At 39.1% G+C, this 20,525-nt stretch carries 18 protein-coding genes and 1 pseudogene; 8 read left to right on the top strand and 11 right to left on the bottom strand.

The window, feature by feature from the left end; genetic code table 11:
- Positions 1-141: 141 nt before the first annotated feature.
- The 5 genes from pxpB (at position 142) to AAEY55_RS08825 (ending at position 5,177) form a co-directional block, all read left to right on the top strand.
- Positions 142-804, top strand: coding sequence for a 5-oxoprolinase subunit PxpB (gene pxpB / locus AAEY55_RS08845; RefSeq protein WP_350550891.1), 663 nt, complete (start codon positions 142-144; stop codon positions 802-804).
- Positions 801-1,739 carry a biotin-dependent carboxyltransferase family protein gene (locus AAEY55_RS08840; protein WP_350550888.1) on the top strand — a complete coding sequence of 313 codons (939 nt, stop codon included), beginning with the start codon at positions 801-803 and terminating at the stop codon, positions 1,737-1,739. Before pxpB ends, AAEY55_RS08840 begins: the two co-directional genes overlap by 4 nt.
- A gap of 115 nt (positions 1,740-1,854) precedes the next feature.
- Positions 1,855-2,523, top strand: coding sequence for a pyroglutamyl-peptidase I (gene pcp, locus AAEY55_RS08835; RefSeq protein ID WP_011328121.1), 669 nt, complete (start codon positions 1,855-1,857; stop codon positions 2,521-2,523).
- A 157-nt stretch (positions 2,524-2,680) separates the two neighbouring features.
- Complete coding sequence (gene asnB, locus AAEY55_RS08830) at positions 2,681-4,354, top strand: asparagine synthase B (RefSeq protein WP_086996100.1); 1,674 nt, start codon at positions 2,681-2,683, stop codon at positions 4,352-4,354.
- Positions 4,338-5,177, top strand: coding sequence for a PhzF family phenazine biosynthesis protein (locus AAEY55_RS08825; RefSeq protein ID WP_350550885.1), 840 nt, complete (start codon positions 4,338-4,340; stop codon positions 5,175-5,177). Before asnB ends, AAEY55_RS08825 begins: the two co-directional genes overlap by 17 nt.
- 4 nt (positions 5,178-5,181) lie before the next feature.
- Here the strand turns inward: AAEY55_RS08825 and egtD are convergent, their stop codons facing one another.
- Positions 5,182-6,168, bottom strand: coding sequence for an L-histidine N(alpha)-methyltransferase (gene egtD, locus AAEY55_RS08820; protein WP_086996097.1), 987 nt, complete (start codon positions 6,166-6,168; stop codon positions 5,182-5,184).
- Positions 6,165-7,439 carry an ergothioneine biosynthesis protein EgtB gene (egtB, locus tag AAEY55_RS08815; protein WP_350550881.1) on the bottom strand — a complete coding sequence of 425 codons (1,275 nt, stop codon included), beginning with the start codon at positions 7,437-7,439 and terminating at the stop codon, positions 6,165-6,167. The genes egtD and egtB overlap by 4 nt, the downstream gene beginning before the upstream one ends.
- A 496-nt stretch (positions 7,440-7,935) precedes the next feature.
- On the opposite strand from egtB, the gene AAEY55_RS08810 reads away from it, so the two are divergent.
- Entirely contained in the window at positions 7,936-9,516 is a 1,581-nt protein-coding gene (locus tag AAEY55_RS08810) for a BCCT family transporter (RefSeq protein WP_011328116.1), read from the top strand.
- Positions 9,517-9,606: 90 nt separating this feature from the next.
- Here AAEY55_RS08810 and AAEY55_RS08805 read toward each other — a convergent pair whose 3' ends face one another.
- The 3 genes from AAEY55_RS08805 to AAEY55_RS08795 form a co-directional block, all read right to left on the bottom strand.
- Complete coding sequence (locus AAEY55_RS08805) at positions 9,607-10,317, bottom strand: 3'-5' exonuclease (RefSeq protein ID WP_350550878.1); 711 nt, start codon at positions 10,315-10,317, stop codon at positions 9,607-9,609.
- Positions 10,318-10,324: 7 nt separating this feature from the next.
- On the bottom strand, positions 10,325-12,220 hold the full coding sequence (locus AAEY55_RS08800) for a putative nucleotidyltransferase substrate binding domain-containing protein (protein ID WP_011328114.1): 1,896 nt from the start codon (positions 12,218-12,220) through the stop codon (positions 10,325-10,327).
- Positions 12,221-12,377: 157 nt separating this feature from the next.
- On the bottom strand, positions 12,378-13,385 hold the full coding sequence (locus AAEY55_RS08795; protein ID WP_011328113.1) for a rhodanese-related sulfurtransferase: 1,008 nt from the start codon (positions 13,383-13,385) through the stop codon (positions 12,378-12,380).
- 196 nt (positions 13,386-13,581) lie between these two features.
- Here AAEY55_RS08795 and AAEY55_RS08790 point away from each other — a divergent pair, with 196 nt between their 5' ends.
- Together AAEY55_RS08790 and AAEY55_RS08785 are read left to right on the top strand one after the other, a co-directional pair.
- Complete coding sequence (locus AAEY55_RS08790) at positions 13,582-14,904, top strand: DEAD/DEAH box helicase (RefSeq protein ID WP_011328112.1); 1,323 nt, start codon at positions 13,582-13,584, stop codon at positions 14,902-14,904.
- 2 nt (positions 14,905-14,906) lie between these two features.
- Positions 14,907-15,737 (top strand): S1 RNA-binding domain-containing protein, encoded by an 831-nt coding sequence (locus tag AAEY55_RS08785; RefSeq protein ID WP_086996083.1) that lies wholly within the window; start codon positions 14,907-14,909, stop codon positions 15,735-15,737.
- Positions 15,738-15,802: 65 nt separating this feature from the next.
- Here AAEY55_RS08785 and AAEY55_RS08780 read toward each other — a convergent pair.
- From AAEY55_RS08780 to rpsA, 6 genes and pseudogenes are all read right to left on the bottom strand, one after another.
- Positions 15,803-16,177 (bottom strand): annotated as a pseudogene (locus tag AAEY55_RS08780) (hypothetical protein).
- A 93-nt stretch (positions 16,178-16,270) separates the two neighbouring features.
- Positions 16,271-16,975 (bottom strand): orotidine-5'-phosphate decarboxylase, encoded by a 705-nt coding sequence (pyrF, locus tag AAEY55_RS08775; protein ID WP_197182035.1) that lies wholly within the window; start codon positions 16,973-16,975, stop codon positions 16,271-16,273.
- Between the two features lie 45 nt (positions 16,976-17,020).
- Entirely contained in the window at positions 17,021-18,157 is a 1,137-nt protein-coding gene (lapB, locus tag AAEY55_RS08770; RefSeq protein ID WP_086996072.1) for a lipopolysaccharide assembly protein LapB, read from the bottom strand.
- 2 nt (positions 18,158-18,159) lie between these two features.
- A complete protein-coding gene (locus AAEY55_RS08765; protein WP_011328107.1) occupies positions 18,160-18,441 on the bottom strand; it encodes a lipopolysaccharide assembly protein LapA domain-containing protein in 282 nt (93 codons plus the stop codon).
- Between the two features lie 22 nt (positions 18,442-18,463).
- Positions 18,464-18,751 carry an integration host factor subunit beta gene (gene ihfB, locus AAEY55_RS08760; protein ID WP_011328106.1) on the bottom strand — a complete coding sequence of 96 codons (288 nt, stop codon included), beginning with the start codon at positions 18,749-18,751 and terminating at the stop codon, positions 18,464-18,466.
- A gap of 63 nt (positions 18,752-18,814) precedes the next feature.
- A complete protein-coding gene (rpsA, locus tag AAEY55_RS08755; RefSeq protein WP_011328105.1) occupies positions 18,815-20,482 on the bottom strand; it encodes a 30S ribosomal protein S1 in 1,668 nt (555 codons plus the stop codon).
- Positions 20,483-20,525 lie beyond the last annotated feature (43 nt).

The following is a 20,525-nucleotide window of genomic DNA, read 5'->3' as shown; positions in this document are numbered from 1 at the left end:
CTTGGTAAGTAATTAAATACGAGTGAGCGGCCTATAAGGTTTATATTTTATCTCTTAATCCATTTTGCTGGTCGCAATGGTGTAAATAAATCAATAGAACTATGTTAGCTTTGAAACATGTTGTATTAACAGGTTTGTTTTATGAGTTCGGCTCCTATAATTTATGCACTTAGTAACAATAGCTTATTGATAGATGCAGCACATTTAGACGCAAACAATGTATTAACTATACAAAAAAAGATTTGGGCTTTAGCTGCGCACTGTAAAAACACCGCAGAGTTTACCGACTTAGTTGCAGGAATGAACTCCCTCACTTTGTATTTAAAGTCATCGGCGGGCTTAACTAAATGGCTAGAGGCATTACCATTATTATGGGATGAGCTTAAAAGCAGTACTTTTACTGGTAAACACCATTTAATAGAGACCCTATACGAGGGTGAAGATCTTGCTTATGTAGCCCGCTTTCATAATTTAAGTATTGAAGAGGTAATTAGTATACATAGCAAAGCTCAGTATCACGTTTTGTTTTTAGGCTTTCAGCCCGGATTTGCCTATTTACATGGTTTAGATACACGCCTACATACCCCAAGGCGCGCTGAGCCTCGCATTAAAGTACCTAAAGGTGCGGTGGCTATTGGCGCTGCCCAAACCGGTATTTACCCTAGCGACACTCCCGGTGGCTGGCATATTATTGGCCATACCAATACCACATTATTTAACAGCACTCGTTCGCAACCTTGCTTAATGCAACCAGGCGATACCCTTGAGTTTGTAGCGCTAAAAAATCAGGGAGCAGGCGCATGATAAAAGTACTAAAACCAGGCGTACAACTCACTATTCAAGATTTTGGCCGAATTGGCTATCGTCATTTAGGAGTAAGTAAAGCTGGCAGCTTAGACCCCTGTGCACAATTAATAGCTAATCGACTCCTTGGTAATAACGACAACGATGCGGTGCTTGAAGTAACTGTGGGCTTATGTGAGCTTGAATTTAACTGCGATACTGTCATTGCCATTCAAGGCGCAGATTTGCAAGCAAAGCTTGATGATCAACCTATTTACCCTGGTTGGACATACGCTATTAAAAATAAACAAGTATTAAGCTTTGCTACAGGACGAGCCGGTTTGAGGGCATATATTGCAGTAAAAGGTGGCGTGCAGTGCCCGCTAATAATGGGCTCTCGAGCAACTGATTTAAATGCATGCTTTGGTGGGCTCGATGGCAAAGCACTCAGCAGTGGTGACTGCATCCCAATTAAGCCTTTTAATGGCCCTTTTATAAAAATGGGGGCTCTTGCTCCGCCGCAACGTAAAATTATCCGCTTGCACCCTAGCCCACACGCAAAGTTATTAGGTAAAACACTTTTGCATAGCTTTACTTCGGGTAAATTTAAAGCCAGCCCTAACAGTAATAGAATGGGCGTAAGGTTAGTAAATAATACAGATAATCTGATGCACACACATTCATTACCTTCTGTGGCTGTGAACCCAGGGAGCATACAATTGCCCCCCAACGGAGAGCCCATAGTATTACTTAATGATGGCCAAACTACCGGCGGCTATCCGCTACTAGGTACAGTGATCAGTGCTGACTTACATCAATTTGCACAGTTTAGAGCAGCCGATAATATAGAATTTGAATATGTAACCCTAGAGCAAGCACGCAGAGCCCAACATAAACAAAATGCTCATTTATATCAGCTCAGTTTAGCACTCAATAATAGCAATAATAAAAAATAGGACGGTTATGCTCGATTTAAATATAAATAGAAGCATAGTGTAATAAAAGTACAAACTCCTTCGGCAGTAACCTTACTCGCCGTTAATATTGTTTTAATGTATAGCGTGGTGTTCAATGACTAAATCAACTTACCCTATGGCGTGCGTATTAATTACCGGTTTTACTCCTTTTGATGGCGAAACCATTAACCCCTCTTGGCAAGCAGTGCAAAAGCTCGACGACCATATAATAATGAAACATAGAGTATGTGCTATTGAGTTATCGTGTGAGTTTAATACTTCTATTGCACAATTACACCAAGCGATAGAGGCCCATAACCCGGCGATAGTTTTATGTGTTGGCCAAGCTGGTGGACGTAGCGAAATATCTATAGAGCGTATTGCGATTAATATAGATGACGCTCGCATTAAAGATAATGCCGGTAAGCAACCTATTGATACCCCAATTGCAAAAAATGGCCCCGATGCTTATTTTAGCAATTTACCAATAAAACGTATGCTAAGCGCCTTACATGAAAGTGATATTCCTGCGGCCATTTCTAATACTGCCGGTACTTATGTGTGTAACCATGTGATGTATGGTTTGCTGCATTATATAAACGAAAACTATACAAAAATGAAAGGCGGCTTTATTCATATTCCTTATTTACCAAGCCAAGCAGTGCACCATAATGGCGCACCAAGCATGAGTGAAGAAGTGGTAATAAATGCGCTAAAAGTAATGATAGCTGAAGCTTTGAGCAATGAGCGCGATGTAAAAATAGCAGCCGGCACCACACATTAATCATTTTGGTGCAATACGAGCTATGTTGGTGCATAAATTATTCTTATTATTTTGTAAATGCGGTGTGACTTACGTTATTAATTCTGCTAAAACAAAGGTGAGTCGCAGAGTTTTTTTGCTCTGCAATACACATAAAAACAAGAATGAGGGGTAGTCTATGTGTTCAATTTTTGGGGTGTTAGATATAAAATCTGATCCCGTACAGTTGCGTACGCAAGCCATCGAAATGTCGAAGTTATTAAGGCACCGCGGCCCTGATTGGTCGGGTGTTTATGCATCGAAAAAAGCAATTTTAGTACATGAACGCTTAGCTATTGTAGGGGTTTCTAGCGGTGCACAGCCTTTATATAATCCAGAAAAAACACATATTTTAGCGGTAAACGGTGAAATTTATAATCATAAAGAATTAGCGGCAAATTTAACCACCGATTTTACCTTTCAAACAGAATCTGACTGCGAAGTTATTTTAGCGCTTTACAAACAAAAAGGTGCCGACTTTTTAGATGATTTAAATGGCATTTTTGCATTTTGTTTATACGATGAAGAAAATGACAGTTACCTTATTGGCCGCGATCATATTGGTATTATTCCGCTTTACACCGGTCACGATGAACACGGTAACTTTTACGTGGCTTCAGAGCTAAAAGCCCTTTCACCAATTTGTAAGCACATTGAAGAATTTCCGCCTGGGCATTACCTAAGCAGTAAAGATGGCGAGCTTAAAGCGTATTACAAACGCGATTGGCAAAGCTTTGACGCCGTTAAAAATAACAGCGCAAAGGCCGAAGATGTTAAAAGCGCACTAGAGGCTGCCGTTAAACGCCAGCTTATGTGCGACGTGCCTTATGGCGTATTACTCTCTGGTGGCTTAGATTCGTCGCTTATATCGGCTATAACCCAGCGTTTTGCGGCAAAACGAATTGAAGATAACGACGAAAGCGATGCATGGTGGCCTAAATTGCATTCTTTTTCTGTTGGCCTTGAGGGCTCACCTGATTTAGCCGCGGCTAAAAAAGTAGCCGATATGATAGGCACTATTCATCACCCTATTATATTTACTATTGAGCAAGGTATAGATGCCCTGCGCGAAGTGATTTATCACATAGAAACATACGATGTAACCACTATTCGTGCCTCTACTCCTATGTATTTAATGGCCCGACAAATTAAAGCCATGGGTATTAAAATGGTGCTATCGGGCGAAGGGGCAGATGAACTGTTTGGTGGCTATTTGTATTTTCATAAAGCGCCGAATGCACAAGAGTTTCATGAAGAGCTTAACCGTAAAGTATCTAAACTGCATATGTTTGATTGCCTACGTGCCAATAAGTCGATGGCAGCATGGGGAGTTGAAGCACGCGTACCATTTTTAGATAAAGAGTTTGTGGATGTGGCAATGCGTATTAACCCACAAGCTAAAATGTGTACAGAGGGAAAAATAGAAAAGCATATTTTACGCGAAGGCTTTGCAGATTATTTACCAGAGGAAGTATTATGGCGTCAAAAGGAGCAGTTTTCAGACGGTGTAGGTTATAACTGGATTGATACCTTAAAAGTGTTTGTAAACGAGCAAGTGAGCGATCAAGAGCTTGCCAATGCAAAGTTTAAATACCCTATAAATACCCCCGATTCTAAAGAAGCATATTATTACCGCGCTATTTTTGAATCTCACTTTCCTGGTGATGCCGCTGCTAAATGTGTGCCTTATGGCAAATCGGTAGCGTGCTCTACGCCCGAAGCGCTGGCATGGGATGCGTCGTTTCAAAATAATGCTGACCCTTCTGGACGTGCCGCGCTTATTCATAACGATGCGTATGCTAGCAAAAGCTAAGCGAATTTGCTTAGCGCCACACAAGCCAGCATGGCTTGTGTGGCGCTTTATAACACTCGCATCGTCCCAAGCTGTTTTTTATAACCACACAGCTAACTTAGCCGGTTCAAGTGCTTTAATTGTTATTTATAAAAAGGGCTTAACCTCTAAATTAATGCAAGATATTGCGTCAAAATCGAATCATCCTGCGACTGTATTTTTAAATCAAAATGAGATAACTCAACCTTATTGTAAAATTCGCTGGTTTAACCAAACAAGTGAAATTAAGCGCTGTGGGCATGGCACTTTGGCTGCAGCTAACTTTTTACTTCATTATTTTTCTTATTGCCCACAGGTATTTATTACAAGCTGTAATGAGCGTTTTAAAATAAAAATTAACAGGCAACAAGCTCAGTTGGTATTAGCAAGTATTGAGTCGATAAAGTCCCCCTGCTACTGTAAATTACAGCGAGTATTTTCATTATCAATAAAAGCCGCGTACAGCAGTGCCAATAAAAACGGTTACACCTTGTTATTGTTCAATGCACAAGACGATTTAACACGCTTACAAGTTGATTTTAAAGCCCTAAGTCACCTGCATAAAAATGCGGTTATTGCGCTAACAGTACAAAATACTCAAGCACAAAATGCCATTGCACATTTTAGATACTTTGCCCCGCAGTTTGGTGTAAACGAAGATACCGCAACGGGTTCAGCAGTATCGGTTATTGCACCCTTATTATTTAGACTATACGGTTTAAATAAGGTTACGCTTATACAGCAATCGCCTAATGGCGCGTTGTTAAACTATGAACTTAACAACGGCCAAGTTGTTATTTACTAATAATTTATAGCGGCCTTAATAGGCATAAGGCAAAGTAATTATTATCGTCTTGCCATGTTTGCTCTAAACTTAAATTAGCTTGTGCCGCAAGCTGTTTAAACGATTCTAGGGTGTACTTATGAGAATTTTCGGTATGAATACTTTCACCTTGTTTAAAATTAATTTGTTGGTTATTAATTATCACTGTTTGCTCGCAAAGGCTCACTAAGTGCATTTCTATGCGGTTATGCTGCTCGTTATAACGTGATTCATGGTTAAAATTGGCTAAATTAAATGATCCATTTAGTTCGTCATTGATTCGTTGTAATAAGTTTTTATTAAATGCAGCGGTTACACCGAGTTTATCGTCGTATGCATCTAACAGTACTTGGCGCTGTTTTACCAAGTCAATCCCGATTAAAACATAGCCATTTACACCACATAAATGCTGAAAGTTTCTCATTATTTCAATGGCTTTAAGCGTGTTAAAATTACCTAAGGTGGAGCCCGGGAAATACACTAAATTAGTTTGGCTATCGAGGGCGGTTTCTTTAATAAGCTGTTTAACCATTGCGCTATCGGTAAAGTCGCCTAATAACGGAGCAATAACCAGTTCAGGGAATAATGGCGATAAATGCGCTAATGAATAGTTAAGCATTTCTGTAGATATTTCGAACGGTACAAACGTTTTTACTTTGCTCATATGAGCTAATAAGTGGGCAATTTTTTTGCCTGAACCACAACCGGGTTCTATTATTGATAAGCTTTCAGGTAGGATTTGTGCAATCTCTTTTGAGTACCTTTCTAAAATAGCCAGCTCAGTACGGGTTACGTAATACTCTTGCAGCCTTGTTATTTGCTCAAATAATGCAGCCCCCTTGTCGTCATAAAAATATTTACAGGGGAGTGATTTTTGTTGCTGGGTTAAGCCACTTATTACATCTGTTAAAAACTCACAGTTGCTTATAGAGGTATTTATACTGCACTGCTTTATTGTTGTCATTTGGCTCATGTTTTATCCTTAGCGAGTCTTATACCACTACACATCCAGGCTTGATGGGGATAATAAAAGTTTCTGTAGGTTGTACGTAAATGATTAGCAGGAGTTAACACACAACCGCCACGTAATACCATTTGATTGCTCATAAACTTACCATTGTACTCTCCTGCCACGCCTGCAATTGGCTTAAAACCTGGGTAAGGTAAATAAGCACTGTTTGTCCATTGCCAGCAGCTATCTGTAAGCTGCACAATAGCAGCGCTACTATCGGCCATATTTGGTAATAAAAGTGACGTGTGCGCTGTGTTACTTGGTGCGTGTTGCTGGGCTGCATATTCCCATTCAAACTCTGTGGGCAGGCGTGCATTAACAAAACTTGCATAAGCGCTGGCCTCATAATAACTAACATGACAAACCGGCGCGGCTAAGTTAAGGGGTAATAATCCGTAATGGGTAAACTCAAACCACTCCCCGTTTATATAATGCCAATACAATGGCTGTGTTAAATTATTAGCCTGTATATGTGCCCAGCCGTCACTTAGCCAATGTTGCGGGTTGCTATAGCCTGAGCTATTAATAAAGCCTAAATACTCTGCATTAGTCACTAATCTATTAGCAAAGCTAAATGGATGAACCAGCACAGAGTGCTTAGGTTGTTCGTTATCGTAGGCAAATTGGTTTTCAGCATTGCTCCCTATGTTTATAATTGCTTGGTCAAAGTTTATAAATTTTATAGCGGCACTGGATTGCTGGTTTGGTACTTGAGTTGGCTTTAGTGGTTGGTACGCAGGAAATATTGGGTTAATAGAAAAGTTATACTTAATATCCATCAACATTAGCTCTTGGTGTTGTTGCTCGTGATTTAGGCCAAGAGTAATTATTTGCTCTATTTCTGGGGTTATTGCAGTATTTAACACGCTTATAACAGCTTCATCAATATATCGTCTGTATGCTATTACGTCATCAAGACTCGGCCTCGATAGGCTGCCTCTGTTGCCCCGCTTAAATTGCTCACCAATTCCGTTGTAGTAAGAATTAAATAATATTTTAAACTCAGGATTAAATACTTTGTAATTACGGCTATGAATGCAGAGTAAAAATGTTTCAAAAAACCAACTGGTATGCGCAAGATGCCATTTACTTGGGCTTACGTCGGCCATTGCTTGTAATTGACAGTCTTCTGCACTTAACGCACTAATGAGTGCTAGGCTATATTTACGTACCGATTTAAAATGCTCACTAAGCTCATTTTTTCCAACTAAATGTTTAATATCATTAGTCATAGTCGCAATTTACTCCTTTAACTACTTTACTGTTAAAATATAACCTAATGTTAAATCATATACTAAGTATTCCTAGATTAAAGGGGCGTTTATATTAGGCACCTTTAATTAGCAGCTTATTAGTATTTACATACTCCGTGACAGTAATTATTTACCTATGTATTTTTATAATTCTGATTTCGGATAATATGCGCTGATTTATAAGTGTTCTCGTATATGTATTAGTAAATAGTAAACTAATTTAACAAGTTAGAGAGTGTTTGTTTTTTATACTTAAAAGCAACAAATATCATCATTTTGACTATAATATCAGCAGTCTAAATACAAAATCATTTACATTTAGTATTTAACTCATACACTAGTAAAGTTAATGATCAAAAATCAGATTAGTTAGTCTTCTAATTATTTGTGTTTAAACTAATATAATTACAAGACTAATATAATTAATTACGACACTGGGTAACATCCAGGGTTAGAACAACAAATGAGGTATTGCATGAGCGAAGAGCATGACAAATATAGTATTGATAGTACGGACTATACCGTAGGTCAAGACAACGTACAAAAATGGGGGTTAGATATACATAACTCTGTTTTCGGCATAAGTGCTGGTCTGATTGTCATCTTTTTGATCGCTATTTTAGTTACCGATCCACAAACAGCTAAGTCTGCACTTGATAGTATAAAAACAGATATTATTAATAACTTTGACGCCTTATTTATGTGGGCTGCTAACTTTTTCGTTATTTTTTGTTTAGCACTTATTGTATCGCCTTACGGTAAAATACGTTTAGGGGGAGATGATGCAGTACCTACTCACTCTCGCCTTTCATGGTTAGCTATGTTATTTGCTGCAGGTATGGGTATTGGCTTAATGTTTTGGGGTGTTGCAGAACCGCTTGCATATTATACTGGCTGGTTTGAAACACCTTTAAATGTAGCTCCTAATACACCAGAGGCAGCAAAACTAGCAATGGGCGCAACTATGTTCCATTGGGGTCTACATCCGTGGGCTATTTATGCAGTTGTCGCACTTTCACTTGCGTTCTTTACTTATAACAAAGGCTTACCACTGTCTATCCGTTCTATTTTTTATCCTATTTTAGGTGATAGAGCGTGGGGATGGCCTGGCCACCTTATCGACATTTTAGCTGTGCTTGCAACACTCTTTGGTCTTGCAACTTCACTAGGGCTAGGAGCACAACAAGCCTCTGCAGGTATAGATCATGTATTTGGTACCTCTGGTGGTGTTGGTTCACAAATTTTAGTTATTATTGGGGTTTCACTTTTAGCTATTATTTCGGTAGTTAGAGGGATTGATGGCGGAGTAAAAGTACTTAGTAATGCCAATATGTTAATTGCCTTGGTTTTACTTGTGTTTGTATTTTTAGTTGGCTTTGCTGTTGCTATAGGTAATGTTCCTACTACCATAATGGGCTATGTAGAAAATATTATTCCCTTAAGTAATCCTCATGGTCGTGAAGATGAAACCTGGATGCATGGCTGGACTGTATCGTACTGGGCGTGGTGGATTTCCTGGTCACCGTTTGTAGGTATGTTTATTGCGCGTGTTTCTCGTGGTCGTACTATACGTGAATTTTTAATTGCGGTATTACTAGTGCCTACTGCTGTTACTATTTTATGGATGTCTATATACGGCGGTATTGCTATTGATCAGGTGGTTAATAATGTAGGTGAGCTAGGTACTAACGGCCTTACTGAAGTACCACTTGCTATGTTCCAAATGTTTGATGCATTACCTTTGTCTAACATTTTATCGTTTGTAGCGATTATTTTAGTATTGGTGTTTTTTATTACGTCATCGGATTCTGGTTCATTGGTAATTGATTCGATCACGGCTGGTGGCAAAATTGATGCACCTGTACCACAACGTATCTTTTGGGCTGTAACCCAAGGTGCGGTAGCTGCCGCACTACTTTGGATAGGTGGAACTGAAGCTATACAAGCGCTGCAAGCTGGCGCTATATCTGCCGGGTTACCTTTTACTATTGTATTGTTGTTTATGTGTTTAAGCTTACTGTTGGGCTTACGTACTGAGCCTCGTACTAAAAAGTAACCGTACTTATTACCCTTACTGGTAATTATAAAAAGTACTAATAAAAACGCCGCAAATTATGCGGCGTTTTTTATAGCTATAAAATAAAGTTTATATCCACAAATCATCTATCGGCGTATCTAAGCGATAATGATGACTCAGCTGCGCTTGTAACAACTCAGCTGTGGCCAATGCATCGGTTAGGGCATTATGGTTATTATACGCAGGAAGTGAGTAGCGCTTACGACAATCATTTAATCGCAACGAGCCTATTTTAGAGTTAAATAACCGCCCTATTAAACCCTGGCGTGCTGTTAATGCTCTTTTTTCAATATCCATAGTGTCAACTAACGCAAACTCTATGCCTTCGTGCAGCCTAAGTAACAACGCATTATTTAAAAATGGCCGCTCAATTGCTGCATAATGTACCACTACTACTTTACCGCTTAGCGCGGCAAGCAAAGGCTCAATAATACGATTAAAGTCTGGTGCATCATCAACCTCTGAGTGCGTAATACCATGAATGATTATTGATTCTTCATGTAAGTTTCTGCGCGGTTGTACTACCCAATGGCGGCTGTGCTTGCAGTATATTCGCTGTAAGTTAAAAGGCACTAAACCCACACTCACTATGTCATCTGCTTCGCTATCTAAGCCGGTGGTTTCAAAATCCATCGCTACAAATGGCACATCAGCTATTGCTGCAGCAGGCTGATTAAAAGCCGATGCATAAAACTGCTGTAACAAGGCATTTTCACTGCTATTTGCTAAGTGCTGATACCTAAGCGACCAGTCAACTATTGCTTGCTTTTGCTTGCTCATAGAAAAATCACTTCACATTTGTATTTGAAATAAAGCTAAATTTTAGATAGTTTTGCGCTTTTTCAAGAATCGCAAATGCCTCTTTTAAATTACGCTGCTCAAACGGTGAAAGTTGATGCGGATCTAAATTATTATCGGGCTCTTCACCTTGCTCTATTTGTAATGCTTGATGACGAATTCGCATCATAGCTATATACTCCAGCGCATCTCGTAAATCTTGTGCTTTACCCTCGGGTAAACTTTTTGCGGCAATTATATCCTCAAGGCGGTCAAACGAGTTTTGTTTGCGTGAACCAATCGCTAATGCATGCACCCGTATAACATCCGAAAGTGGTGCGGTTCCACGGCGTTTTAAGTTCATTGAGTGCTTATGCTGGCCGTTATGCTCTAAAACAAAACCTTTGAAGAACCCAAGAGGCGGCGTTCGATTACGCGCATTAGCAGCCATATTTGCCAAAAACACCCTATTTGCTTTACTTTGTTTAGCAACAAAGACTTTGAGCTCATCGGCCCATTTTGTTTTACCCCAAACGCCGTCCAAATCAAAAAATATAGAGCTGTGTAATAACGTTTGTGGTTTTGGTTTTGCTATCCAATCTGCAAATTGCTCAAACCATTGAGAGCGAGTTTTACGCCACTTTTTAAATGACGCCATAATTTCGCCATCACAATAGGTGTAGCCGCATTGTGCTAAACCATCACAAACAAAATCAGCAATGTTTTGAAAGTACTCGTTATGTAACTCATCGTTGTAACTGTCATCTAAAATAAGCGCATTATCTTGATCCGTTACTATAAGTTGCTCATCGCGCGCCATGGAGCCTAAAGCAATAAAACAATAAGGCACGGGAGCTGGCCCATACTTTTCTTCAGCTAATATTAATAACCTTTGCTTAAAAGTACGGCCAATCACTGCCATGGCTGTACCAACCATATGAGAGTTTGCATCTTCGTTAACCATACGCACAAATACATTAGGTAACTGGCGGGCATAATGGGTTAAGTCTTCCACTGATTGCTGGGCCAAAATACCACGCACTAATAACAAGCTACTTTGCGACTCGTAACGTAAAATATCAGACAGTGATATTACCCCAATCGGCCTGCGTTTTTGCACTACCGGCAAATGATGCAGGCTGTCTCTTAACATAGCTAATACAGCTTCGAAAACGTAGGCATTAGCATCTAAAATCACTAAGTTAGTAGACATAATATGCTGTGCTTGAGTATCAAACGACAGCCCTGGCGCAACCACTTTATTACGTAAATCTCGGTCGGTAATTATGCCAACTACTTGGCCATCATCCTCTTCCGGGTCGTCGTTAACGGGCTTATTTATATCTGTAACCAGTACTGATGAAACCGCTTCTTCGCTCATTAATTTAGCAACATCTTGCACCGTAGAAGTGGTTAATACCGTCACTACATCACGATGAATAAGCGACTTTACTTTTGCTGTCGTTAAATCGTTACTGTCGGCTTGCTCAACAATAGCTTGGTGCAAACGTACATTGCCATCGGTTTCAAAGTAATCAGCAAATGCATCAAACTCATCGCAATAACGATTAAACAGTTCAACATTAATGCAGTAAACCAATGTGTCTTCTAGTGCAGTGGCCGGAAAACGCACTTTGCGGTTCATCAATAGGCCCATTTGGCCAAATATTCCACCCACGGCTAAACGATTATAAAGCTCGCCATTACGGCGATACATTTCTACCGAGCCGCTTCTTATAACGTACAAGTCGGCAATATCTTGGCCTAACTGTAAAATCTCTGTTTGCGCTCTAAAGTATGCAACTTCAACTTGTTGCGCCAGCTCGTTAAGCGCTTTAATGGGTAAATCGTTAAAAGGGGGATGCTGTGCTAAAAACTGCGCTATTTCTATTTGTTCGGCTTGCATAGTTGCTTCCTACATAGCGATATTATGATGTGTTTTATACTAATTTAATGCAATTGGTATTACCTAAAGACTAACATTACCAATCTTAGGTTAAAACATATAGTGGATACAAAAAAAGAGTCAATAATGACTCTTTTTAAATTAATTTAATAAAATATTATTTACTACGTTGGGCTTGTTTTTTAGCGTTTTTAGCCTCTTTACGTTGCTGTAAAATAGCTTGTGCTTCATTACCAATGTGGCCTTCGCCACGCGCTTGTGCAAGCTCTATTTGCTTTTGTCGCTCAGCAAAACGTTCTCTCTGCTCATCGCTTACATTATCAATACAATGGTGACACGACACGCCTTCCATATATTCAGCTTTTAACTTTTCGTCTTCGGTGATTGGCATACGACACGCATGACATTGGTCATACGAGCCTTTTTGTAAGTCGTGATTAACCGCTACACGATTATCAAATACAAAACATTCGCCTTCCCACATGGTTTCATCTTTTGGTACTTCTTCAAGGTATTTTAAAATACCGCCTTCAAGATGGTACACTTCATCAAAGCCTTGCTCTTTCATATACGCTGTTGATTTTTCACAGCGGATACCGCCAGTACAAAACATAGCTACTTTTTTATGCTTGCTTGGATCAAGGTTTTCTTTAGCCCACTGCGGAAATTCACGGAATGTTTTGGTGTTAGGATCAACTGCGTTTTGAAAGGTGCCTATTTCAATTTCGTAATCGTTGCGGGTATCTATAAGTATCACTTCTGGGTCTGAAATTAATGCGTTCCATTCATTTGGCTTAACATAACTACCCACTACTTTTAGCGGATCGATGCCCTCAACCCCCATAGTCACAATTTCTTTTTTTAGTTTTACTTTGGTGCGGTAAAATGGGCATTCGTCATCGTAAGATTCTTTAGTAACAATGTTATTAAGGCTTGGCTGTTGTTCAAGCCATTTAAGAAGATTATCTATGCCAGCACGTTTAGCTGAAACCGTACCATTAATACCCTCAGAGGCGATTAGTAAAGTACCGCGAACTTCATTTGCCTCCATTACATCTAGTAATGGTTTTCTAAGCGCTTCAAACTCAGGTAATGCTACAAATTTATACAGTGCACACACTATAAAGTGCTCGCTGGTTAAATTGTCTTTATGAACAGCCGTCATATTTATTCCTATTTTGCTTTTTAATATATACCGAATCGTAAATCCGGCGCATCTTGGGCGCGTATTTTACGCTTTTTGTGATTAAATGCAAAAATTAGCCTTATAATTTGCATTTTACTGTTAGCCATACGCCTCTGTGGGCTATAATGCGCCGATAGAATTAAGATATAACTTGCTCATTTTGGAGAAACACACCTTGCACTTTACTGATCTTGGGATTGATAATCGCCTTGAAACACAACTAGCACATCAAGGGATCACCCAGCCTACCGACATTCAAGCACATGCAGTGCCTACAGCACTTGCAGGGCATGACATTTTCGCCCAGTCTAAAACAGGGTCAGGCAAAACCTTGGCGTTTTTATTACCCGCTGTTCAACGAGTAATGAAACAAAAAGCACTCAGTAAACGCGATCCTCGGGTACTTATTGTTGCTCCAACACGTGAGCTTGCTACGCAAGTATTTACACAACTGCGTTTATTAATCGCAGGTACAAACATTAAAGCCGTAAAAATACTCGGCGGCGAAAATTTTAATGACCAAATTAAAGCGCTTAGAAACGATCCGCAGTTTGTAGTTGCAACACCAGGTCGTCTAGCCGATCACCTTACAAAGCGTACGTTACAATTGAGCGGTCTTGAGCTGCTTATTTTTGATGAAGCAGACCGTATCCTAGATTTAGGCTTTACCGAACAACTTAAAATGATTAATGACTTGGCCGATCATCGCCTGCGCCAAACATTATTGTTTTCGGCTACACTAGATCATGCACAAGTAGATGCACTATCACGCAACTTATTAAAAAAGCCTAAGCAAATAATGCTCAGCGCTGCAAACGAGCAACACTCAGATATTAAACAAAGCTTATATCTTGCTGATCATCTTGATCATAAAGAAGCCTTACTTGAGCACTTTTTGAATCAAGACGATGTTGGCCAATGTATTATATTTACAGCTACCCGTGCAGATACCAGCCGTTTGAGCGAAGCGCTTTGCGCTAAAGGTTTTAAAGCACAGCCATTAGCAGGTGATTTAGCACAAAATAAGCGTCTCGATATTATGGATGCATTTAGCCGCGAAAACTTCAAAATATTAATAACCACAGATGTTGCGTCACGTGGCTTAGATTTACTCAGTGTTACCCATGTTATAAATTTTGATTTACCTAAACACGCTGAAGAATATGTTCACCGAATTGGGCGAACAGGTCGAGCTGGTTTTAAAGGCAGCGCACTGTCGTTAGTAGGCCCTAAAGATTGGCCAAGTTATTTAGCAATTAAAGCATTCTTAAATGATGAATTAAAGTTTGATAGCGTTGATGGTTTAAAAGCTAAATTTAAAGGGATTAAAGAAAAGAAACCAGTTGCAGTTTTAGCCACAGAAAAAACAGTAGCAGCTAAAAAGCCAGTGTTTAAACGCAAAGCTAAGCCTAAAAAACCATCAGCTCCCATTAAAGCCCCTATTAATATTGATGGCGATACTCCTATGCGCCGCAGAAAAAAGCCTGAACAGGAATAATTATGAGTTACCTTGGAACCACACAAACCTTATTTGTAAAAGAAGTTAGTAACGAAGGTGCTTACCTAGACGGCCACGATTTAGGCGAAGTATTTTTACCAAAACAAGAAATAAAACATGAGCTTGAAGCTGGAGATAGCATTAGCGTATTTATATTTTTAGATAATGCTAATTTACCTACAGCAACAATTAAAAAGCCTCATGCACAAGTAGGTGAATATGCCCTACTGCGTGTTAAAGAAATTAATAGTATTGGTGCCTTTTTAGATTGGGGCTTAGAAAAAGATGTACTAGCGCCGTTTAATGAGCAAAAACCGCGTATGCAAGAAGGTCATTCGTATTTAGTGCGTTTGTACCTAGACAATGCCAGTAAGCGTATTTGTGCATCAAATAACTTTAATCGTTTTTTATCTAAAGATGAGCCGCAATACACCCATTTACAAGAAGTCGATTTGATCATAGCGGGTAAAACTGACATTGGTTACAAAGTCCTTATTGAAGAATCTCACTTTGGTGTTATTTTTTACAATATGGTATTTAAAAGCTTATTTGTAGGTCAAAAACTAAAAGGCTTTATTCAAAAAGTGCGTGAAGATGGCAAAATTGACGTTGTATTAGAAAAACCAGGTATGGCTAAAGTTAGTAATCTTGGCGATATTATAATGGAAAAGCTAAAAGAGGAAGGTGGCGTTATTGCTTTAGGTGATAAGTCTGATCCTGAAACAATTAAGAAAATATTTTCGACCAGTAAAGCTAATTATAAAAAGGCAATTGGTGGATTATTTAAACTAGGATTAATAGAAATTGAAGCGAAATCCATTCGCTTAAAATAACAATTTATTATTATGCGTTGAGTGTAGCCTAAGTGCTGCACTTAGCGCTTATAACTAACCTTTCACTACCCAATAATATATTTATACGGCAAAGTACATTGTGTATATTGCTTAGCGTAATTGAGCACTTCTTCTTTATTTTGCAAATTTAATGGCGCTAAACGAAATACTTTATCTTCACATTCTCGTTTAAGGCTATCATGGCTATCTACACATTAGTGTGAAGTTACATGCTGTTGACTTAACCTATCCTCATTTTTATAACAAAGGTGATAAGCGTAATTTTGCAATGTTTGTTTAAAATCGAATATATTTACGGGATATATAGCAACAATATCCGTAACTGTCGTTACTCCATCATACACTTTACTAGAAAAAACATATTTGTTTACTGAAAATCCAGCAACAATAATCACTATAGAACCTAACATTAGTCTCAAAATAAAACCCTTACTGCATTTTGATTTTATTAATGTAACATAAAACAAACATCTCGCAAGGGTTCTGGCAATAAAGTCTGAACTTTTGTTAAATTACTCTATAGATTTATTAACATCTTCCAAAACAGCAACAGGATTGTCTGCTTGAGTAATTGGACGTCCGATCACCAAGTAATCGCTGCCTGCATCTATAGCTTGTTTAGGAGTCATAATGCGTTTCTGATCGCCAGCATCACTCCCTACTGGGCGAATACCAGGCGTTACTAGCTTAAAGCCTGCGCCTAACTCTGCTTTTAATTGTTGTGCTTCTTGAGCAGAGCAAACAACACCATCAAGTCCTGCTTCTTTTGCCAGCTTCGCTAAATAAATAACTTGCTCTTGTGGTGTTTTTTCTACGCCTAAACGCTTTAACTCTGTCTCATCCATACTCGTTAGCACGGTAACAGCAATTAATAATGGGGCTTTATCGCCAAATGGAGCTAGTGCTTGTTTAGCTTTGCTCATCATCTCAAAACCACCACTTGCATGCACATTAACCATCCATACACCCATTTTTGCCGCCGCAGTCACTGCTTTTGCCACTGTGTTAGGAATATCATGAAATTTTAAATCTAAAAATACATCAAAACCTAAATCAATTAACTCTTTTACAAATGCAGGGCCAAAGTAAGTAAACATTTCTTTGCCTACTTTAAGGCGACATGAATCGGGTGATAGCTGTTTTACAAAGTCTAAAGCGGCTTGCTGATCATCGTAATCGAGTGCAATAAGAATTTTTTTTGATTTTTCGAAAGGCATAACTATCCTACTTTATAGCGAAAGTGTTATTTGAAAACTAAAAGATTAAAATCCGTCTAAGCCCTTGCTTGGTACAGTAGTTTCCCAATGCTTACAAGAAGGACAATTCCAATAAATTGTATAACTAGTAAAGCCACAATGCTGACATTGAAAGTCTGGTTTTGTGGCAATATAAGAAGTGACCAGTTTATCTATTTGGTCGAGCACCTCTTTAGTATTTTTATCTTGAGCGCCCATTAGTTGTAATAAAAAACTAAACCCGCGTATGGTTGGTTGGCGCTTTAAGCTATCAGTTAAAAACTCAAAAGCTTGCTCTGTATTACCTTGCTCTAATAAAGCTTGGCAATGTTGTATTTTTATTAGCACTCCACCTTTGTCGAGTAACTCACTGATCAGCTGATGAAATTGATGAGTTAAATTTAGATGCTTATAACAATGTGCTAATTTATCGACAAATAAAGGAGCAAAAAATGTAAATTGGCAAATTAATTCGCGCCAATAGTAAATTGCCTTTACGTAGTCTTCTTTAGTATATGCAGACAAACCAAGTTCATATAAAGGACGTATCGCTTTATGATTCAAACTAATGGCTTTGCGCATTAATGAGGGGTTATTATCACTTAACGCCAGCTCACAGTAAAAGTTAGCTATGGCTTTAAAGTGTTGTTCTTTTGAAAATAATTCACTATGCGCTTCAAACATATTAATCCCTTTTTGCCACTCTCGGGTTTGCGAATATAGAGTGATAATAGGATCTAATGCTTCACTGTGGTCCATTTTAACAAGCCAAACTAAATGCTCTTCGGCACTATCTAATAGCCCAGCCATAACATAATCTTCTGCTAATTCTAAACGACTAGCAGCAGCTTGTTGCTCATTAAGGCTTGGATGTTTTAAAAGGAGTTCGTGAATTTTTATTGCGCGGTCTAGCTCGCCTCTGCGGCGAAACATAGTTGCAAGCGTTGAATAATGTTCAACCGAGTCAGCTGCAACTTCTAGTAAATTAATTAAATGTTCAAGGCCTTGATCTTCTTCCCTGTCGAGTAAAAACTTTAAGCCTTTACTATATTCAGAGGTGATCTGCCGATTAAATTGATGAGCTTGATTTTTAGCACTGTTTTTTCCCATTATCCAGCCGTAACCGGCAGCCACAGGAAGTAGTAAAAATAACAGCTCAATCATAATTATGAGTCTTTATCAGCAGCAGGCTTTTTTTTATTTTGTTCAGGTGCTAACTGTTTTTTTAAACGATAATTTTGCCACTTAAGTTGTGAAAACAATTTAAAGCTTACAAAACAACCAATTACAACACCTAATAAAAAGCAAATACTTATTATAACGGCTAAAGGCAATGTATTGCTGGCTATAATATAGTTTATTTGTACTAATTGTGGATTTTGAGAACCCAATACAAATGCACTGATCAAGCAAAGTGCAACCAGAATAATTTTTAATACCTTAAACAAGTACCCTACTCCAATAAGTTAACTAGGCAATGCTCTCGTTTACACGATCACGTAATTCTTTACCTGGTTTAAAATGTGGTACATGTTTACCATCTAGCTCTACTGTTTCGCCAGTCTTAGGGTTACGACCGGTACGTGGAGCGCGATAATGCAAAGAAAAACTACCAAAACCTCTGATCTCAATACGATCTGAAGAAGATAATGAGCCGGCCATTTGTTCAAGAATTTCTTTTACTGCATTTTCAACATCTTTCACTGGAACGTGTGCGTGTTGCTGTGCAAGTGTTTCTATCAGTTCTGACTTAGTCATAGCATTTCCTTAAAAGAAATAATGGAAGGGCATAAACTGCCCTTCCAATTAAAGACTGATTAATTAGTCTTTTTGTGCATTTGCGAAAGCAGCAGCCATTGCGTTTTCAAACACTGGCTCGTCTTTCTTAAGCTTTTCTATTACTTCTTTCTCTTCAGCTTCGAAAAGAGCTTTAACAGATAAGCTTAAAGTGCGGTTCTTGCGATCAACACCAACATATTTAACTTCAATTTCGTCGCCTACAGAAACAACAGTAGTTGCATCTTCAACGCGCTCTTGAGCGATATCAGCTACACGGATGTAACCTTCAACGCCTTCGATAAGTTCAATAGTTGCGCCTTTAGCATCAACTTCAGTCACTTTACCTTTAACAATAGCACCTTTTTTGTTTGCATCAAGGTAGTTATTGAATGGGTCAGCTTCGATTTGCTTAACACCTAGAGAGATACGTTCGCGCTCTGGGTCAACTTGCAATACGATAGCAGTGATTTCGTCGCCTTTCTTGAATTCACGTACAGCGTCTTCGCCAGGTGTATTCCAAGAAATGTCTGAAAGGTGTACAAGACCATCAATACCACCGTCAAGACCGATAAAGATACCGAAGTCAGTGATTGATTTGATCTTACCAGTAACTTGGTCGCCTTTGTTTTGTAGACGAGCAAATTCCTGCCAAGGATTAGCAATACATTGCTTAAGACCAAGAGAAATACGACGACGTTCTTCGTCGATTTCAAGAACCATAACTTCAACGCTGTCGCCAAGGCTAACAACTTTTGAAGGATGGATGTTCTTGTTAGTCCAATCCATTTCAGAAACGTGAACTAAACCTTCAACGCCTTCTTCGATTTCCACGAAACAGCCGTAATCTGTAAGGTTAGTAACACGACCAGAAAGTTTAGAACCTTCTGGGTAACGACCAGCGATAGCTGCCCATGGATCTTCGCCAAGCTGTTTAAGGCCTAGAGATACACGAGTTTTATCTTTGTCGAATTTAAGAACTTTAACTGCGATTTCGTCGCCAACATTAACGATTTCTGAAGGGTGCTTAACACGCTTCCACGCCATATCAGTAATGTGTAGTAGACCATCAACACCACCAAGGTCAACGAATGCACCGTAGTCAGTAAGGTTCTTAACGATACCTTTAACTTCTTGGCCTTCAACAAGGTTAGCAAGAAGCTCTTCACGTTCTTGTGAGTTTTCAGATTCGATAACTGCACGACGTGAAACAACAACGTTGTTACGTTTTTGATCAAGCTTGATTACTTTAAATTCAAGCTCTTTGCCTTCAAGGTGAGTTGTGTCACGTACTGGACGAACATCAACAAGTGAACCAGGTAGGAAAGCACGGATTGAATCAACTTCAACTGTGAAACCGCCTTTAACTTTACCGTTGATAACACCAGTAACAGTTTCTTGCTCTTCACATGCTTTCTCAAGACGGATCCACGCTTCGTGACGCTTCGCTTTCTCACGAGAAAGGATAGTTTCACCGAAACCGTCTTCAATTGCATCTAGTGCAACATCTACTTCGTCGCCAACAGCAACTTCAAGTTCACCAGCAGCATTTTTGAACTGCTCAGCAGGGATAGCACTTTCTGATTTAAGACCAGCATCTACAAGTACAATGTTGTTCTCGATTGAGATTACTGTACCTTTAACGATAGAGCCTTGCTCTGCTTCAAAACCCTTTAAGCTTTCTTCAAATAACTGCGCAAAATTTTCTGACATACGAATATACGTCTCTATATATTATACCAATAAGCAACCATGC

The sequence above is a fragment of the Pseudoalteromonas sp. 120-MNA-CIBAN-0494 genome, from assembly GCF_040308885.1.
In the GTDB taxonomy this organism is placed as follows: Bacteria; Pseudomonadota; Gammaproteobacteria; order Enterobacterales; family Alteromonadaceae; genus Pseudoalteromonas; species Pseudoalteromonas nigrifaciens.
The sequence above is the reverse complement of the archived record's forward strand: the minus strand, read 5'-3'. Positions and strand labels throughout refer to the sequence as shown.

Coding starts and splice junctions, on each gene's coding strand:
- pxpB (WP_350550891.1), top strand. CDS start 142: ATGAGTTCGGCTCCTATAATTTATGCACTTAGTAACAATAGCTTATTG.
- AAEY55_RS08840 (WP_350550888.1), top strand. CDS start 801: ATGATAAAAGTACTAAAACCAGGCGTACAACTCACTATTCAAGATTTT.
- pcp (WP_011328121.1), top strand. CDS start 1,855: ATGACTAAATCAACTTACCCTATGGCGTGCGTATTAATTACCGGTTTT.
- asnB (WP_086996100.1), top strand. CDS start 2,681: ATGTGTTCAATTTTTGGGGTGTTAGATATAAAATCTGATCCCGTACAG.
- AAEY55_RS08825 (WP_350550885.1), top strand. CDS start 4,338: ATGCTAGCAAAAGCTAAGCGAATTTGCTTAGCGCCACACAAGCCAGCA.
- egtD (WP_086996097.1), bottom strand. CDS start 6,168: ATGAGCCAAATGACAACAATAAAGCAGTGCAGTATAAATACCTCTATA.
- egtB (WP_350550881.1), bottom strand. CDS start 7,439: ATGACTAATGATATTAAACATTTAGTTGGAAAAAATGAGCTTAGTGAG.
- AAEY55_RS08810 (WP_011328116.1), top strand. CDS start 7,936: ATGAGCGAAGAGCATGACAAATATAGTATTGATAGTACGGACTATACC.
- AAEY55_RS08805 (WP_350550878.1), bottom strand. CDS start 10,317: ATGAGCAAGCAAAAGCAAGCAATAGTTGACTGGTCGCTTAGGTATCAG.
- AAEY55_RS08800 (WP_011328114.1), bottom strand. CDS start 12,220: ATGCAAGCCGAACAAATAGAAATAGCGCAGTTTTTAGCACAGCATCCC.
- AAEY55_RS08795 (WP_011328113.1), bottom strand. CDS start 13,385: ATGACGGCTGTTCATAAAGACAATTTAACCAGCGAGCACTTTATAGTG.
- AAEY55_RS08785 (WP_086996083.1), top strand. CDS start 14,907: ATGAGTTACCTTGGAACCACACAAACCTTATTTGTAAAAGAAGTTAGT.
- pyrF (WP_197182035.1), bottom strand. CDS start 16,975: ATGCCTTTCGAAAAATCAAAAAAAATTCTTATTGCACTCGATTACGAT.
- lapB (WP_086996072.1), bottom strand. CDS start 18,157: ATGATTGAGCTGTTATTTTTACTACTTCCTGTGGCTGCCGGTTACGGC.
- ihfB (WP_011328106.1), bottom strand. CDS start 18,751: ATGACTAAGTCAGAACTGATAGAAACACTTGCACAGCAACACGCACAC.
- rpsA (WP_011328105.1), bottom strand. CDS start 20,482: ATGTCAGAAAATTTTGCGCAGTTATTTGAAGAAAGCTTAAAGGGTTTT.